General features: G+C 60.4%; 13 protein-coding genes. 10 read left to right on the top strand and 3 right to left on the bottom strand.

From position 1 onward, the window contains the following. Nucleotides 1-31 precede the first annotated feature (31 nt). The 4 genes from AC1DIS_RS09620 to AC1DIS_RS09635 are packed head-to-tail and all read left to right on the top strand — an operon-like array spanning nt 32 to nt 3,895. Nucleotides 32-1,288 carry an ATP-grasp domain-containing protein gene (locus tag AC1DIS_RS09620; RefSeq protein ID WP_477780847.1) on the top strand — a complete coding sequence of 419 codons (1,257 nt, stop codon included), beginning with the start codon at nt 32-34 and terminating at the stop codon, nt 1,286-1,288. After that, the gene (locus AC1DIS_RS09625; RefSeq protein ID WP_477744271.1) at nt 1,285-2,481 is read left to right on the top strand and encodes an ATP-grasp domain-containing protein; all 1,197 of its coding nucleotides are present in this window, start codon (nt 1,285-1,287) and stop codon (nt 2,479-2,481) included. The genes AC1DIS_RS09620 and AC1DIS_RS09625 overlap by 4 nt, the downstream gene beginning before the upstream one ends. Next, nucleotides 2,478-3,263, top strand: a complete 786-nt coding sequence (locus AC1DIS_RS09630) for an SDR family oxidoreductase (protein WP_477744272.1) — start codon at nt 2,478-2,480, stop codon at nt 3,261-3,263. The genes AC1DIS_RS09625 and AC1DIS_RS09630 overlap by 4 nt, the downstream gene beginning before the upstream one ends. Beyond that, complete coding sequence (locus tag AC1DIS_RS09635; protein ID WP_018925150.1) at nt 3,260-3,895, top strand: LysE family translocator; 636 nt, start codon at nt 3,260-3,262, stop codon at nt 3,893-3,895. Before AC1DIS_RS09630 ends, AC1DIS_RS09635 begins: the two co-directional genes overlap by 4 nt. Before the next feature lie 403 nt (nt 3,896-4,298). On the opposite strand, the gene AC1DIS_RS09640 is transcribed toward AC1DIS_RS09635, so the two are convergent. Then, nucleotides 4,299-4,523, bottom strand: coding sequence for a hypothetical protein (locus AC1DIS_RS09640; protein WP_007898912.1), 225 nt, complete (start codon nt 4,521-4,523; stop codon nt 4,299-4,301). A gap of 992 nt (nt 4,524-5,515) precedes the next feature. On the opposite strand from AC1DIS_RS09640, the gene AC1DIS_RS09645 reads away from it, so the two are divergent. Then, nucleotides 5,516-5,839 (top strand): SEL1-like repeat protein, encoded by a 324-nt coding sequence (locus AC1DIS_RS09645; RefSeq protein ID WP_082920890.1) that lies wholly within the window; start codon nt 5,516-5,518, stop codon nt 5,837-5,839. A 175-nt stretch (nt 5,840-6,014) separates the two neighbouring features. Continuing rightward, nucleotides 6,015-7,379: a DNA recombination protein RmuC gene (locus AC1DIS_RS09650; RefSeq protein WP_169342498.1), complete on the top strand. Its 1,365-nt coding sequence runs from the start codon at nt 6,015-6,017 to the stop codon at nt 7,377-7,379. A 178-nt stretch (nt 7,380-7,557) separates the two neighbouring features. Here AC1DIS_RS09650 and AC1DIS_RS09655 read toward each other — a convergent pair whose 3' ends face one another. Both AC1DIS_RS09655 and AC1DIS_RS09660 read right to left on the bottom strand, forming a co-directional pair. Next, nucleotides 7,558-11,028, bottom strand: a complete 3,471-nt coding sequence (locus tag AC1DIS_RS09655) for a hybrid sensor histidine kinase/response regulator (protein ID WP_477744273.1) — start codon at nt 11,026-11,028, stop codon at nt 7,558-7,560. A 159-nt stretch (nt 11,029-11,187) separates the two neighbouring features. Continuing rightward, nucleotides 11,188-11,727 carry a TetR/AcrR family transcriptional regulator gene (locus AC1DIS_RS09660; protein WP_064619319.1) on the bottom strand — a complete coding sequence of 180 codons (540 nt, stop codon included), beginning with the start codon at nt 11,725-11,727 and terminating at the stop codon, nt 11,188-11,190. A gap of 91 nt (nt 11,728-11,818) precedes the next feature. Between AC1DIS_RS09660 and AC1DIS_RS09665 the strand changes: the two genes are divergently transcribed. From AC1DIS_RS09665 to AC1DIS_RS09680, 4 genes are all read left to right on the top strand, one after another. After that, a complete protein-coding gene (locus AC1DIS_RS09665; protein ID WP_477744274.1) occupies nt 11,819-13,012 on the top strand; it encodes an MFS transporter in 1,194 nt (397 codons plus the stop codon). Nucleotides 13,013-13,054: 42 nt separating this feature from the next. Then, entirely contained in the window at nt 13,055-13,366 is a 312-nt protein-coding gene (locus AC1DIS_RS09670; RefSeq protein ID WP_477744275.1) for a cupin domain-containing protein, read from the top strand. A 106-nt stretch (nt 13,367-13,472) separates the two neighbouring features. After that, nucleotides 13,473-14,624: a TDT family transporter gene (locus tag AC1DIS_RS09675; RefSeq protein WP_477744276.1), complete on the top strand. Its 1,152-nt coding sequence runs from the start codon at nt 13,473-13,475 to the stop codon at nt 14,622-14,624. A 102-nt stretch (nt 14,625-14,726) separates the two neighbouring features. After that, complete coding sequence (locus tag AC1DIS_RS09680) at nt 14,727-16,601, top strand: MFS transporter (protein ID WP_477744277.1); 1,875 nt, start codon at nt 14,727-14,729, stop codon at nt 16,599-16,601. The last annotated feature ends 20 nt before the right edge of the window (nt 16,602-16,621 follow it).

The following is a 16,621-nucleotide window of genomic DNA, read 5'->3' on the forward strand; positions in this document are numbered from 1 at the left end:
ACAAACATCACAGTAGACAGGGAGTTCATGCATGAATAAGCGTATCGCAGTAGTCGGTGGTCGTCCCTCGCCCATTCACGGTGCCAAGGAGCTGGGCATCGACGTAGTGCTGGTGCATCAGGAGGGTGACTACGAGCAGGAAATCCTCGCCCATTGCGAACAGGTGGTGCATGCCAGGATTGACGACGCCGAGGCCATCATCAAGGTCCTCGAGCCCCTGCACCGCGACCGTCCGTTCGATCGCATCATGACCACTACCGAAGTGGCAGGCGAGTCAACGGGCAAAGTGGTCGATCACTTCGGTCTCACCGGGGTTTCCTATAAGACTGCGCGCCTGCTCAAGGACAAAGTGGCCATGCGCGAGTTGCTGGTCGAGCACAACCTGAGCCCGGTTGCCTATCGCCATGTCACCAGTGCGCAGGATGCCGTCGCGTTCGTCAAAGAGCATGGCAAGTCGGTTCTCAAGCCCGCCGAAGGCGTGGCCAGCCTGCATATCCATCCCTGCGATGACGCAGCCTCTGCTTCCAAGGCCTGGCAGGCGCTTCAGGATGCCGACGTCAAGCACATTATCATCGAGGAGTACCTGGAGGGGCCGGTCGTCAGCGTCGACTCCTTCTCGTTCCAGGGGCGCCACCTTCCCATTGGTTACTCCCAGTACCGCATGAACGACAAATACGTTGAGTGGGAAGTCAGCACGCCGAGCACCGAGGCCAGGAAATGGCTGAGCGAGCTGAAGGAAATGACCTGCCGCCTGCTCGACGCGGTAGAACTGGAAGAGGGGCCCTCCCATAGTGAGTTCGTGCTGACCCCCAAGGGGCCTCGTGTACTCGAATCCCATGCTCGCCTGGCGGGCTCGGGTGCCCCTGAACTGGTGCGGCGTGCGTTCGGCCTGGACCTGAACCGCATGTTCCTGACTGTGCCGCTGGGTATCGACACTCTGCCGCAAGTGTCGCCCGAGCCGAAAGCGGGTGCCGCGATCCAGTTCTTCGTACCGACACCTGGCAAGGTCAGAAAGGTCGAGCTCGATCTCAAGCCTGACGTCGATGTGCGCCATACCAAGTCAGGCGAGACTCCACGGGTGTTCTTGCCGTTCCTGTTCGAACTGGGCGCAGCCGAGCGTGCCGTAGTCATCCAGAAGCATGAGGGCGATACGATTCCACCGCTCGACACCGTTGCCGACTGCGTTTCAGGGTATGTCCTGGCAACAGGCACCTCGCGCGAGGATGCCGTGCGTATCGGTGATGAACTGGTAGCGGYGGTCAACTTCATCGTGGATCCCACGGCATGAAATATGTCCTCTGCTTGCACCGTTGGGTCGGTAGCCAAGCGCTATACGACCGATACGAACTGCCGACAGGAATGCAGATTCGGGCGATCTGTACGCCCGAATCCTGCGCGTCCCTGCCGAGCGAGCGCCTGGCGTCAAGCTCGGTGCTCGTCTCACTGGACGATGCTGAGGCGGTCATGGCTGAGGCCGAGCGTCTGGTCGAGCAACATGGGGTTCCAGCGCTGGTGGTTGCCCTCAATGAGGGCGACCTGCTCAATGCGGCTTCTATCCGTGAGCGATGGCAGGTACCGGGAGATCTTGTCGCGTGGACCGAGCGGTTCCGCGACAAGCTCACCATGCTGGAGGTCGCAGGCCGGCAATCGTCGATCGGCGTGTTGCCTGCTTCGCCTGCCGATTCCCGCGAAGCGGTAGAGCGACTGGCCGCTGAACACGGCTATCCGCTGGTGCTCAAGCCGCGCTACGGCACGGCGAGTCGCGGCGTAAAGTTTCTTCGCGGCCCAAGGGATCTTGATCAGATCGGGCAGGCCATGGAGCCGATGATGGTCCAGGCTTGCTGCGCGGCCCCCATCCTGCACGTTGACGGCTGGTGGGATGGGCAACGGATTGTGGTAGTCACGGCGTCGCGTTATGTGAACAGCTGTGCCGATTTCGGTCCGGATAGCCCGCTGGGCAGTATCGAACTCGAGGAGGGCGACGACGAACGGCGGATTGCGGGGCGGGTCGAACAACTGCTGGCGGTCTTCGCGCCTGAGCGAGAAATCGTCTTCCACCTCGAACTGTTCGACCTGGATGACAGATTGCTGTTCCTGGAAATCGGTGCCCGGGTCGGTGGCGCCGAAATCCCGTTCCTCTGGCGAGAGGTGAGGGATATCGACCTGCTGGGGATCGCTTGGGAAATCCAGACCGGGGCGTCTACCCGCTACCGGGACCTTGCGCGCAGCCTTAGCAAGGAGGGCAGGCCATTGCACCGCGAGCGGGGGGCATGGGTGATCGCCCGCCGCAACAGCTCGCCGCGTGAAGGCTTGGGTACCCTGTACTGGGCTCAACCGCAGAACCTGGATCGCTTCGCCAGCGGTGTTTATGAGGGCGCTGGCACGCGCCTTCGGCTGCGCAGCTTCGATCGTCCCGCGCTGGTACGTGACGTGGGGAAGATCTTCGAACAGTTATCCGAAGCATGGGGAGCTCAATCTTGAAAACAGCAGTTGTTACCGGTGCAAGCAGTGGCATTGGCGAGGCATGCGCTCGTACCTTGGCCAGTCGTGGTTGGCGGGTATTCCTTGTGGCGCGCAGGGGGGATCGGCTCGAGCAGATTGCCGGCGAAACCGGCGGACGCGCCATTGTGCTGGATGTGACACAGGCGCGAGAGGAGGACTTGGTGCAGGTTTTCGAGTGCGATCTTCTGGTGAACTGTGCGGGCGGGGCGATTGGCCTGGATGGGGTAGACGCGGCCAGTGCCGAGGACTGGACGAACATGTTCAACAGTAACGTCCTTGGGACTTTGCGGATGACCCAACTGCTATTGCCTCGGCTCATCGCGTCCCAAGGGTGCATCATCAATATCACCTCAACGGCTGCGCTAGCCGGATATGAGGGGGGAGGCGGCTATTGCGCGGCCAAGAGTGCCCAGCGCGCACTGACCCATTCCTTGCGACTGGAGATGAAGGGTATACCGGTGCGCATCACCGAAGTGCTCCCCGGCATGGTGCATACGCCAGAGTTTTCCTTGAATCGTTTTCGCGGCGACGCCGAACGGGTCAGTGCCCTCTACAAGGATGTCGACCGGCCTTTGAGCGCGGACGATGTCGCCCAGGTTGTGGCTTGGGTTGCCGATCAGCCTGCACATGTTAATGTCGATGAAATCGTGGTTCGGCCAGTGGCACAGCGTGCTCAGCATGCGCTGTTCCGCGGCAGCCTCGGCTGGTTCGAGCCGCAGCGGGCCGAAACATCCCCTTTGAACGATGGAGCACGCCAATGATGGCGCTGGAAAGCCTGGCCGGTGTGGCCATCATCTCCTTGGGCATGGTGCTGACACCGGGTCCCAACATGGTCTACCTGACCTCGCGGGCGATTTCCCAGGGGCGGCTGGCCGGGATGATTTCGCTGGCGGGTGTGGCGCTAGGCTTCGTGTGCTACTTGTTGGCGGCGGGACTGGGACTGGCCGCTTTGTTCAAGGCAGTGCCAGTCGCCTACGATGTCGTCAGGATCGCAGGCGCATTTTATCTGGGCTATCTGGCCTGGAACATGCTGAAGCCCAGGGGGAGTTCCCCCTTCGAGGCGCGGGAGCTGCCACCTCACTCGCGGAGACGGCTGTTCACCATGGGGCTTGTGACGAACCTGCTGAATCCGAAGATTGCGCTGATGTATTCCGCGCTGATCCCGCAGTTCATCGACCCTTCCGCAGGATCTACCTTCCAGCAATTCATCCAGATGGGGCTGGTACAGATCACCATTGCCGTCACCGTGAACGGCATGATCGTTCTCGCCGCCTCCCGGGTCAGTGGATTCCTGGCCAAGCGACCTTCTGCCATGCGCACCCAACGCTGGGTGTCCGGGACTGTCCTGGGCGTCTTCGCGGTCGATATCCTGCTGCGCAAACCGCTCACCTGATAGGGAGCGAGTGTTTCGCCTGACCGTAATGCTGTTCACTTGAGTATTTGAGCCTCAGCCGGACTTCCTCGAAAATCCGATGCCAGACCTCTGGCATCGGATTTTTATGGTGCGCCCAGCATGGGCGTAATCTTGTGCGTAGATCCGGCGGTTGTGCGGGGACATTGCCGTGCAACTGATCGTGATGGCCGCGGACAACCCGATTTCAGGTACAGGCGGATGATTGGCAGGGTTAAGAACCGGTATCGGAGGGGGGGCTGAATCACCGTCCAAGGCCTTCAAGGCCAGGGACGGTGAAAATATCAAAGCCCCGGTTTCCAGTGGACCGTAAGGCTGCTCCGCTTAAGTGAGCGGCATTACGCTTTTCAGCAGGGCTTTTGAGGTTTTCAGCCTTTCTGGCGTCTCAGGCAACCAGTGCCTGGCGAGTACGCTCGATCACAGCCTGCAGCGGCTCGGCGCTGGAGTATTGATCGGGGTACAGGCGTTCGCTGTGACGAGCGATGCCGTGTTCGTTGACCAGAGTGAAGCTGAAGCAGCCTTTGCGAGCGGCCATGATCAGGCAGTTCATTGGAGCAAAAGCGTTGGTTAGGGTGCGAATGGCATCCTGAGTGTGGATTTGAGTAGACATAATCGGGTGTTCCTACARGCGACACGGATAAGAACCGTGCAAAATTAAAACGTTCCAGTGACGACGACCACCATTGGTCGAACGAAGAACCCGACTGGAACAAAGCAGCCAGTTTGAAGCGCTGATAAGTTGGCGCGCTTGGGCTGGCAGGTAGGTACTTAGGAGGGCAGGCAACACATCAGGGGCAAAGGTTCTGGGCCCGGGGTGAAGATCCTGATCAATTTGCAGGCTGGTTCGGTCAGAGTAAGTGAACTTCGCAACACCCTTTGCTTTCGATTCAAAGGCTGTGTTGACGCAAGATTTACCTGGAAACCATCGAGGTGGTCGATCCCGCTTTGTCGGTGAAGGCTTCTCTCAGGGAAGGCTGACCGGGGGGATTTGTTCGACCAGAATTGACTTTCAGCTTGGTACTAACGCCGCGGATACTAACGGATTGAATGGCCGAAGGGAAGCCTGCTCGCAAAAAAACACTGAAGTGCCGGCCGACCACATCCGCAAGTGCTGTCGGAAAATGTCATCGGCCGACACGTGCCCCGCAATTGCCCAAAAAACGGCCGTTGATCCGAGAGGGCGATCGAGCCAGGATCAATCTGCGGCGCGGGTTGCCGGGTTTATCCCCAGGCGTCACCGTAAAAACGCGCCGAAAAAGCGCACTGATATAACCGCCTCGCAGGTACTTGTGCACATTAGTTGCGCGGACTGTCATCCCACTGTCATCCTCGCTTCACCGAGGGTGGGTGCCTGTAACGAAAATTTAAGTCAATGAAAAACATCGCTTTTTTTTACTGGTGAAAAAATCGTCAGTTTGACTGCGAGCCCCATTCCACACGGCTTTGCGCGACTTCAAGGGCGGTTGTCCACTGAGTTATCCACAGCTTCTGTGGATTGTCCCGAGCGCTTGCTCTAGGACGGGCGTGCAGGCTTTTCTCGACTTTACCTGTGCGAAAAAAAGAGTAGAGTGGCGCGCCTTCCGATCTGCCCCACAGTGCTTTATGAAGTTTCGCTCAGTACCAGTCTCTCCTGCCTCAGCACCCTCCAGCATTAACCCACCCAAGCGCTTTTCGATGCGTGTGGCCGAGTGGCTACTGGACAGCCCGCGCCTGGGCGAAAACCCCAACGTCAAACACTTCGCCGGACGTTTACTCAAGCAACCTGCCCGTGAAGGCGTAGTGGCCGCGCAAAGCCGCCTCGGCCAATTGATGTGCCGCGAATGCGGGAATGCCCGGGATCGCCGTATTGGCCAGGACCTGTTGCGCCAGGCTGCGCGCGCAGGGGACCGACGCGCCCAGCAGGAACTCGGCCTGATCGAAGACTGAGCTGTCCAAGACCTGACGCCTTGGTTAACCTTCACGCTTTATCTAATCGGCAGGAGTGGCTATGGCGATGGACTTGACCAGCGCATTGCTGGGGCTGGCGGGCGCTGCACTGCCATTGCTGATACTGGCTTGGCAACTTCAGCGTCGGGCGAGTACGGGGCAGGCCGAACTGGCATTGCTGGAAGAGCGCCTGGCCATGGCCCAGCTGACGCAGGATGGCTTGAACGCCCAGCTCGACACCTGCCGTGATGAAGTCGCTGACCTGAGCCAGGCCAACGCCGCCAAACAAGCCGATCTGGCCGCCCTGCGCCGTGAAGTCGAATTGCTGCAGATCGAACGCGACGATGCCCGCGACGCAGCCCACGCCTGGAACATCGAACGTGCCGGCAAAGAAGCTGAGTTGCGTCGCCTGGACGCTCAGGCTGCCTCCCTCAACGCCGAGTTGCGTGAGCAGCAGGAAAGCCATCAGCAGCGCCTCAACGACCTGCAAGGCTCGCGAGACGAACTGCGAGCGCAATTCGCCGAGCTGGCGGGCAAGATCTTCGACGAGCGCGAACAGCGTTTTGCCGAAACCAGTCAGCAGCGTCTGGGGCAATTGCTCGATCCGTTGAAGGAGCGCATCCAGTCGTTCGAAAAGCGCGTCGAGGAAAGTTATCAGGCCGAAGCCCGCGAGCGCTTTTCCCTGGCCAAGGAACTGGAGCGTCTGCAACAACTGAACCTGCGCCTGAGCGACGAAGCCACCAACCTCACCCGCGCCTTGAAAGGGCAGAAAACCCAAGGCAATTGGGGTGAACTGATTCTTGAGCGGGTGCTTGAACACGCGGGCCTGGAGAAGGGGCGCGAGTACCAGACCCAGGTCAATCTGAAGGGGCCGGACGGTGAGCGATTCCAGCCGGATGTGATTATTTACCTGCCTGGCGACAAGCAGGTCGTGGTCGATTCCAAGGTCAGCCTCACGGCTTATCAGCAATATGTGGCCGCCGAAGACGACGGCATCGGCCAGATCGCCATCAAGCAGCACGTGCTGTCCCTGCGCAATCATGTCAAAGGCCTGGCCGGCAAGGACTACAAGCGGCTCGACGGGCTGCACAGCCTGGATTTCGTCCTGCTTTTCGTCCCGATCGAAGCGGCGTTTTCCGCGGCGTTACAGGCTGAGCCGACGTTGTTTCAGGAGGCCTTCGACCGCAACATCGTGATCGTCAGCCCGACCACGTTGCTGGCCACTTTGCGGGTCATCGACAGTCTGTGGAAGCAGGAACGCCAGAGCCAGAACGCTCGGGAAATCGCCGAGCGCGCCGGGTGGCTGTACGACAAGTTCGTGTTGTTCATTCAGGATCTGGATGAGGTCGGCAATCGCTTGCAGCAGCTGGACAAGGCCTACAGCTCTGCCCGCAATAAGCTGACAGAAGGCCGCGGCAACCTGGTCAGTCGCAGCGAACAGCTCAAATTGCTTGGCGCGCGGGCCAGCAAGAGCTTGCCGGCGGACCTGCTGGAGCGGGCCATGACGGATGTCGATGGCTTGGCCGAGTTGCCCGAATAAGCCATCTTTTTCGATGGCATCTGTGGCGAGGGGGGGCTTGCCCCCGTTCGGCTGCGAAGCAGTCGCAAAGCAGGCAGAGCGGTATGCCTGAAACACCGAAGCTGCACAAATCAGGGCTGCTGGCAGCCCAACGGGGGCAAGCCCCCTCGCCACGGTGGTGTGTACCAAACCTGCCGTACTACAACGGTAAATGCCGGCTCAACAACGCCCGCAACGCCGCCGGCTTCACCGGTTTGGCCAGGTAATCCAGGCCCGCTGCATGCACCTGGGCCACGGTCTCCGGCCGTCCATCGGCGCTGATCACCACCCCCGGCACCGGCTCGCCCAATTGCGTGCGCAACCACGCCATCAAGTCGGTTCCGGTCTCGCCATCGTCCAGGTGGTAATCCACCAGCGCCAACTGCGGGCGCATCCCGTCGTTGAGCAGCGTCGCGCATTCATCACGGTTGCGCGCGGTCCAGACCTGGCAACCCCAGCGCGTGAGCAGGCTGTTCATGCCGATCAGGATGCTGTCCTCGTTATCGATGCACAGCACCTGTGCGCCGCCGAGCAAATGGCCATTGAGTTCGGCAACCTTGGCCGGCACCGCGGCTTGTGCCCGAGCCAACGGCACGCTGACACTGAATACACTGCCGCGCCCCGGCCAGGAGCGTACGCGCAAAGTGTGACCGAGCACGCGGCACAGTCCATCGGCAATCGCCAGTCCCAGGCCCAGGCCTTTCTCGGCCCGGGTCTGGTGGCTGTCGAGGCGTTTGAACTCTTCGAAAATCACCTGTTGTTTGTCTTTCGGAATACCCGGTCCACGGTCCCAGACCTCCAGGCACAGCTCGCCGTTGCGCCGCCGAACGCCGAGCAACACGGGGCCTCTGGCGTAGCGGAAGGCATTGGTCAGGAAGTTCTGCAAGATCCGTCGCAGCAGTTTGATGTCGCTGTCGACCCGTAGCGTGCTGCCCCGGACGCGGAATTTCAGCCCCTGTTCCTGAGCAAGTGCCTTGAACTCGGCCCCCAGCGTGTCAAACAACTCATTGAGCACGAAGGGCCTGCGATCAGGGTTGATCTTGCCGCTTTCCAGACGGGAAATATCCAGCAGATCACTGATCAGGTCTTCGGCCGAACGCAGTGAGCTGTCCAGGTGTTGAACCAGCTTCTGCGCTTCGCTGGACAAACCCTCTTCCTGATGGGAGAGGGCGGCGGAGAACAGCCGCGCGGCGTTCAGCGGTTGCATCAAGTCATGGCTGACGGCGGCCAGGAAACGCGTTTTCGACTGGTTGGCCGATTCGGCGGTGCCCTTGGCTTCGGTCAGGGCAAGGTTGAGTTGCGACAGTTCGTGGGTCCGTTCGGCGACCCGCCGCTCAAGGCCTTCATTGGCTTCGGTCAGCGCCTGCTCGGCTTCGCGGAACGCGGTAATGTCGGTGAAACTCATGACGAAACCGCCGCCGGGCATCGGGTTGCCGATCAGTTCGATCACTCGGCCGTTGGGGAACAGTCGCTCGGAGGTATGGGCGCGGCCCTGACGCATCCAGTGCAAGCGACGGGCGACATGCACTTCCGCTTCGCCGGGGCCACACAGGCCGCGTTCGGCGTTGTAGCGAATGATGTCGGCAATCGGTCGGCCGACGCTGATCAAACCGTCGGGGTAGTTGAACAGCTCCAGGTAGCGCCGGTTCCAGGCCACCAGTTTCAGCGACTGGTCGATCACGCTGATGCCCTGGGTGATGTTCTCGATGGCGCCTTGCAGCAGGGCGCGGTTGAATTGCAGCACTTCCGAGGTTTCGTCGGCGATCCGTACGACGTCCTCYAGTTGCATTTCCCGACCTTCGATGGCGGCTTTTACCACCGCCCGAGTCGAAGAGGCGCCGAGTACACCGGCCAGCAAGCGTTCGGTATGGGCGATCCATTCGCCGTCGGCGTTCTGGTTCGGGTTGAAGCCTTTGCCCTGGCGGTAGGCGAAACGGATGAAGCTCTGACGGGCCCGTTCTTCGCCGACAAACCGGGCAGCCAGTTGCAGCAAATCGTCGATCTGTACCGCCAGCATCGAGCGGGCGCTGGGGCGGGGGCTGATTTCCTGGCCGATGAAACGACCGGCCTGCCAGTGCTCCGAAACCCGTGTGCGTGACAGCACCGAGACCCAGGCGAACAAGGTGAAGTTACCCGCCAGGGACAACACCACGCCCTGAGTCAGCGGCGTGATCGGCAGGTTCAGCGGATTGCTTTGCAGCCAGGCCAGGCCCGGAAAACTGCTCAAGGGCAAGCCGAGGCTGTTGGCGGCAACCGGCAACACCAGGGTGTAGAACCAGAGGAATGTCCCGGTGGCCAGACCGGCGAACACGCCACGGCGGTTAGCCTGTTTCCAGTACAGCGCGCCGAGCATGGCCGGGGCCAGTTGGGTCACGGCGGCGAAGGCAATCTGGCCGATGGTCGCCAGGCTCGCGGTCGAGCCCAGCAGGCGATAGCTGACGTAGGCCAGCAGCAGAATGACCACAATGCTCACCCGGCGCACCGAAAGCATCCACTGGCGGAACACTTCGAATGGCCGTTCGGCGTTGTTGCGCCGCAGCAACCATGGCAGCAACATGTCGTTGGAGAGCATGGTCGACAGCGCCACGCTGGCGACAATCACCATGCTGGTCGCCGCCGAAGCGCCGCCGATAAACGCCAGCATTGCCAGGGCAGGGTGAGATTGGGCCAGAGGCAGGCTGATAACGAATGAGTCCGGCAGCACCGAACTGGGTAGCAACATCTGACCGGCCAGTGCAATCGGCACCACAAAAAGCGCGGCCAGCGCCAGATACGTCGGGAACACCCACTTGGCCAGGCGTAAATCCTGGGGGTCGATGTTTTCCACCACGGTCACGTGGAACTGCCGGGGCAGGCAGATGATCGCCATCATCGCCACACCGGTCTGCACCACCATGGACGGCCAGTTGATGGTTTCCTTCCAGTACTCTTCCAGGCGCGGGGCGAGCATGGCCTGGTCGAACAGGTCGTCGAAACCGTCGTACAGGCCGTAGGTCACGAACGCGCCGACCGCGAGAAAAGCGAACAGCTTGACCAGCGATTCAAAGGCAATCGCCAGCACCATGCCGCGGTGGTGTTCCGTGGCGTCGAGGTTGCGGGTACCGAAAACGATGGTGAACAGCGCCAGTACCAGGGAGACGATCAGCGCCGTGTCCTGCGCGCGCGTGCCCATGGCGTCGGCGCCGGCGCCGATCAACAGGTTTACACCCAGCACGATGCCCTTGAGTTGCAAGGCAATGTAGGGCAGCACGCCGACCAGGCAGATCAGCGCGACGACTACCGCCAGGGACTGGGATTTACCGTAACGGGCGGCGATGAAGTCGGCGATGGAGGTGATGTTCTCCTGCTTGCTGATCATCACCATTTTTTGCAGGACCCACGGCGCGCACACCAGCAGCAGGATCGGCCCGAGGTAGATCGGCAGGAAGGACCAGAGTTGTTCGGCTGCCTGGCCCACGGCGCCAAAGAACGTCCAGCTGGTGCAATAAACCGCCAGCGACAGGCTGTACACCCAGGCACGCACCCGTGGCGGCAGCGGCGTGCTGCGACGGTCGCCGTAAAAGGCGATGGCGAACAGGATGGCCATATAGGCCAGGGCGACAATGGCGATCAGCCCGGTGGACAGCGACATGGGAACTCCAGACAAAAGACATCCGGGACTGCGCCCGATCCAGACAGTCTCGCATGACCGCCTGAGTTAGTCAGTGTCGACCAAGGTCGTGGCGTGGCGGGGTGTCGCAGGTTGGGAGTCAGTTGGATCTTTGGTGTCTTTTCGGGTCTCTTCGCGGCGTTACTGACTCAACGCAATATCGATCAGCCGATGCAACTCTTCAACCTCCAGCGCCTGCGCCGCAAACAGGATGCGAAACACCGTCGGTGCCACCACCATATTGATCAACCGGTCGACACTTGGCCGTGATTGATCGGGATAGCGATCCAGAATCGTCTGCAACTGCCCGCCAATGATCGTCACGCAATAGCCCGGCGTGGCGCTGGATTGCACGTCGCGCATCATGTTGCGCCCGGGTTCGGAACTCATTTCGTCCAGATATTGCTCCGCCCAGGCCCGCACGTCCCCGCGCAGGCTGCCGGTATTGGCCGGCTCACTGTCGGGGCGCATGCGGGCGAGGGCGACATCGGCCAGCAGTGCAGACAGATCACCCCAGCGCCGATAAATGGTCGACGGCGTCACCCCGGCCCGGGCAGCGATTTGCGGCACGGTCAGGGTCGCCCGATCCTGCTCTTCAAGGAGCGCGCGGACAGCCGAATGAATCGACTCTTGAACCCTGGCACTTCTGCCACCAGGGCGTAAACCTTCTTTAATAGCCATGCGGCGGACCTTAACACAAAGAATTTGCTTTAAGCGCTGACCAGTAGCAGACTCCGCAAAAGCAAAAAATTAGCTTTTGCGGAGTGTGCTCATGTCTCTTCCAGCGACAAATCGTTCCAGCCTGTGGTTTCTGGCGATCACCTTACTCAGTTTTCTCGCCGCTTCCACCGCGCCGACCCCGTTGTATCACCTCTATCAGGAGCACCTGCAGTTCTCGGCCGCGACCCTGACCCTTATTTTCGGTGTCTACGCCCTCAGCTTGCTGGCGGCGCTGCTCACGGTCGGTTCGCTGTCGGATTATCTGGGGCGCAAACCGGTGATTTTTACCGCCGTGTTGCTGAATATGCTGGCGATGTTGCTGTTCATCAACGCCGACAGCGTCGCCTGGTTGATCGGTGCGCGAGTACTTCAGGGTTTTGCGACGGGAATGGCCACCGCCGTCTTGAGTGCGGCGTTGCTGGACACCGATCGCCAGCAAGGGCCGATGGTCAACAGTGTCGCGCCGTTGCTGGGCATGGCGCTGGGGGCCATGGGTTGCGGATTATTGGCCGAGTTTGCGCCCCTGCCGCTGCAATTGACCTATTGGGTGTTGTTCGCGCTGTTTTTGATGCAAGCGCTGTACGTCTGGCGCCTGCCGGAAAGCGTCAGTCGACAACCGGGTGCCTGGGCCTCGCTCCGCCCGACCCTGCATGTGCCGATTCAGGCGCGGCGAATGTTGTGGCGGGTGCTGCCGATAGACCTCGCGGTGTGGGCGCTCGGCGGCTTTTTCGCCTCCCTGGCGCCGTCCCTGGTGCGGACAGCCACCGGGTCCACGTCGAACCTGATTGGCGGTGCGACGGTGGCCGTGTTGACGGTGACCGGTGCCTCGATGATCTACGCCTTGCGCAATCGGCCGGCCGACAAGGTCTTGCTGCTGGGCGCGAGCTTGCTGCCCGCAGGCGTTGCGCTGATTCTGCTGGCGGTCCACAGCGCCAGCCTGCCATTGTTTTTCTTCGGCACGCTGGTGGCGGGCAGCGGATTCGGTACGGGTTTCCTTGGCGCCTTGCGCAGCATCGTGCCGCTGGCCTTGCCTCATGAGCGGGCCGGGTTGATGTCGGCGTTTTATGTGCTCAGTTATCTGGCGTTCTGCTTGCCGTCGTTGCTGGCCGGTAATCTGACCCGCAGCTTTGGGCTGGTGGCGACCACCGACGGTTACGGCGCGGTACTGATCATCCTGTCGCTCGGTGCGCTGATCGGGTTGCTTCGTGAGCGGTCTGTCAAAGTCTGTGGCGTCGATGTCAGATGACCGTTAGCCTTGGCACCGCCATTCATTTCGACGGACCGACCCATGAAGATCATCCGCAGCAAATCCTTCACCGGTGACCGCGCCTGGGCGGCGCTGGACATCGCCAGCATGAACGGTATCACCACCCGTTTGCACTGGACCGATCAGCCGTATAAATGGCACGTCAACGATGGCCAGGAAGTGTTCGTGGTGCTCGACGGTCAGGTGCAGATGCGTTATCGCGAAGCAGGCCTCGAAAAGGAAACCCTGCTGGAGGTCGGCGATATTTTCTATGCCTCGGTGGGCACCGAACATGTGGCTCATCCGCAGGGCGTGGCGAGGATATTGGTGATCGAGACTGAAGGCAGCGTCTGATGCTATATCTGCAAAACAGATAACAGTTAGAGATATTACCCGTTATATCGATATTCTATTCGGATCTATCATGAGCGCCTCCCTCATTAGAGGACAGGAGTTCGCCATGACCTGCACCCGTAGCGTTAAACCCGGTATCAAGCCGTTCAGTCATCTGCAGCACCCAAGAGAAGCCATCCGCCAATTCACCCCGAACTGGTTCGCGGCGACCATGGGCACTGGTGTATTGGCGCTTGCGCTTGCGCAACTGCCGGTGTCGACTCCCGGTCTGCATGCATTGGCCGAAGGCTTGTGGTTATTAAATATTGGCCTGTTTGTGTTGTTCACGGCCATGTATGCCGCGCGTTGGGTCATGTTCTTCGACGAAGCGCGGCGGATTTTCGGCCACTCCACGGTTTCGATGTTTTTCGGCACCATTCCCATGGGCCTTGCGACCATCATTAATGGCTTTCTGTTGTTCGGCCTGCCGCGCTGGGGCGACGGTGTGATTCATGTCGCCGAAGTGCTGTGGTGGCTGGACGTGGCGATGTCGCTGGCCTGCGGCGTACTGATTCCCTACATGATGTTCACCCGTCAGGAGCACAGCATCGACCAGATGACCGCTGTCTGGCTGTTGCCGGTGGTGGCGGCGGAAGTGGCGGCTGCCAGTGGTGGCTTGCTGGCGCCGCACCTCGCCGATGCTCATTCGCAGTTAGTGGTGCTGGTGACCAGCTACGTGCTTTGGGCTTTTTCCCTGCCGGTGGCGTTCAGCATTCTGACCATCCTGTTGCTGCGCATGGCGTTGCATAAATTGCCCCACGAAAACATGGCCGCCTCGAGCTGGCTGGCGCTTGGGCCGATTGGCACGGGTGCGCTGGGCATGTTGTTGATGGGTGCCGACGCGCCGGCGATCTTTGCCGCCAATGGTCTGCCGGGGATCGGTGAAATAGCTGAGGGCCTTGGGCTGGTGGCCGGGATCACGCTGTGGGGCTTCGGGCTTTGGTGGATGCTGATAGCACTGCTGATCACCGTGCGTTACTTGCGCGCCGGTATCCCGTTCAATCTCGGCTGGTGGGGTTTCACGTTCCCGCTGGGTGTCTATTCCCTGACTACGCTGAAACTGGCCAGCACCTTGAACCTGACGTTTTTCAGTGTCTTTGGTTGCGTGTTGGTGGCCATGCTGGCGGTGATGTGGCTGATTGTCGCCAAACGCACGGTGCAGGGCGCGTGGAAGGGCGAACTGTTTGTCTCACCGTGCATCGCAGGATTAAAGAAATAACCGGCAAAGATTAGGTAATGTGTGTGGCCTGGATCGACGTTCGACATTCCAATAACAGTATCCACGCCACCCTCTACCAAAAAAATCAGGGACACATGGAAGATGAGTCACCCCTCGCAGTTCACCTTGCTTCGCACTCGGCGCTTCCTGCCTTTTTTTGTCACGCAGTCCCTTGGGGCCTTTAACGACAACATCTTCAAGCAGTCGCTGATCCTAGCCATTCTGTACAAGCTGACCATCGAGGGTGACCGTTCGATCTGGGTCAACCTGTGTGCGCTGCTGTTTATCCTGCCGTTCTTCCTGTTCTCGGCCCTGGCCGGGCAGTTCGGGGAGAAGTTCGCCAAGGACGCGCTGATCCGTCTGATCAAGCTCGGGGAAATCGTCATCATGACGGTGGGCGCGGTCGGTTTCATGTTCGATCACCTGTCGCTGATGCTGTTGGCGCTGTTTGCCATGGGCACCCACTCGGCGCTGTTCGGGCCGGTGAAGTACTCGATCCTGCCGCAGGCCTTGCGCGAAGAAGAGCTGGTGGGTGGCAACGGGTTGGTGGAAATGGGCACCTTCCTGGCAATTCTCGCCGGGACGATTGGCGCCGGCATCATGATGTCCGCCAGCAACTACGCGCCGGTGGTGTCCACGGCAATCATCGGCATTGCGGTGCTCGGTTATCTGGCCAGCCGCAACATTCCCCGAGCTGCGGCGGCATCGCCGCAAATGCGCCTGAACTGGAATATCTTCAGCCAGTCCTGGGCCACGTTGAAGCTGGGCCTGGGGCAAACCCCTGCGGTCTCGCGTTCGATCGTCGGCAACTCATGGTTCTGGTTTGTCGGGGCGATTTATCTGACGCAAATCCCGGCGTATGCCAAGGAATGGATGCACGGCGACGAGACCGTGGTGACGCTGATTCTTACCGTGTTCTCGGTCGGTATTGCACTGGGTTCGATGCTTTGCGAGAAACTCTCCGGGCGCAAAGTCGAGATCGGTCTGGTGCCGTTCGGCTCATTCGGCCTGACCGTATTTGGCCTGTTGCTGTGGTGGCATTCCGGCGGAATTCCGGACAGCGTTGCCGGCCATGGCTGGCTCGAAATCCTCGGGTTCGGTCACACCTGGCTGGTGTTGATCGACATCCTCGGGCTTGGGGTCTTCGGCGGTTTCTACATCGTGCCGCTGTATGCGCTGATCCAGTCCCGCACCGTCGAGAACGAACGGGCCCGCGTGATCGCCGCCAACAACATTCTCAACGCCCTGTTCATGGTGGTATCGGCGATTGTGTCGATCGTCTTGCTGAGCATCGCCAAGCTGTCGATCCCGCAGCTGTTCCTGGTGGTGTCGCTGCTGAACATCGGCGTCAACGCGTACATCTTCAAAATCGTCCCCGAGTTCAGCATGCGTTTCATGATCTGGCTGCTCGGCCATTCCATGTACCGCGTCGAGCATCGCAACCTGGAGTTGATTCCTGATGAGGGCCCGGCACTGCTGGTTTGTAACCATGTGTCGTTCGTCGATGCGTTGCTGATTGGTGGCGCGGTGCGTCGGCCGATTCGTTTTGTGATGTATTACAAAATCTACAACCTGCCGGTGCTGAATTTCATCTTCCGCACGGCCGGCACGATTCCGATCGCCGGGCGTCAGGAAGACATTCAAATCTACGAAAAAGCCTTCACCCGCATTGCCCAGTATCTGAAGGATGGCGAGCTGGTGTGTATTTTCCCCGAAGGCAAGTTGACCGCTGATGGCGAGATCAACGAGTTCAAGGGCGGGCTGACGCGGATTCTCGAAGAAACACCGGTGCCGGTGATTCCGCTGGCGTTGCAGGGGTTGTGGGGGAGTTTCTTCAGCCGCGATCCGAACAAGGGCTTGTTCCGTCGGTTATGGTCGCGGGTGACCTTGGTGGCAGGGCCGGCGGTGGCTGTTGAGGTGGCTGAGCCAGCGAAGTTGCAGGCGTTGGTGGGGGATTTGCGTGGCGCCGTTAGATAGTTGGTGACTTTGCGGGCGTC

It is taken from the genome of Pseudomonas sp. 05N433 (assembly GCF_056396925.1).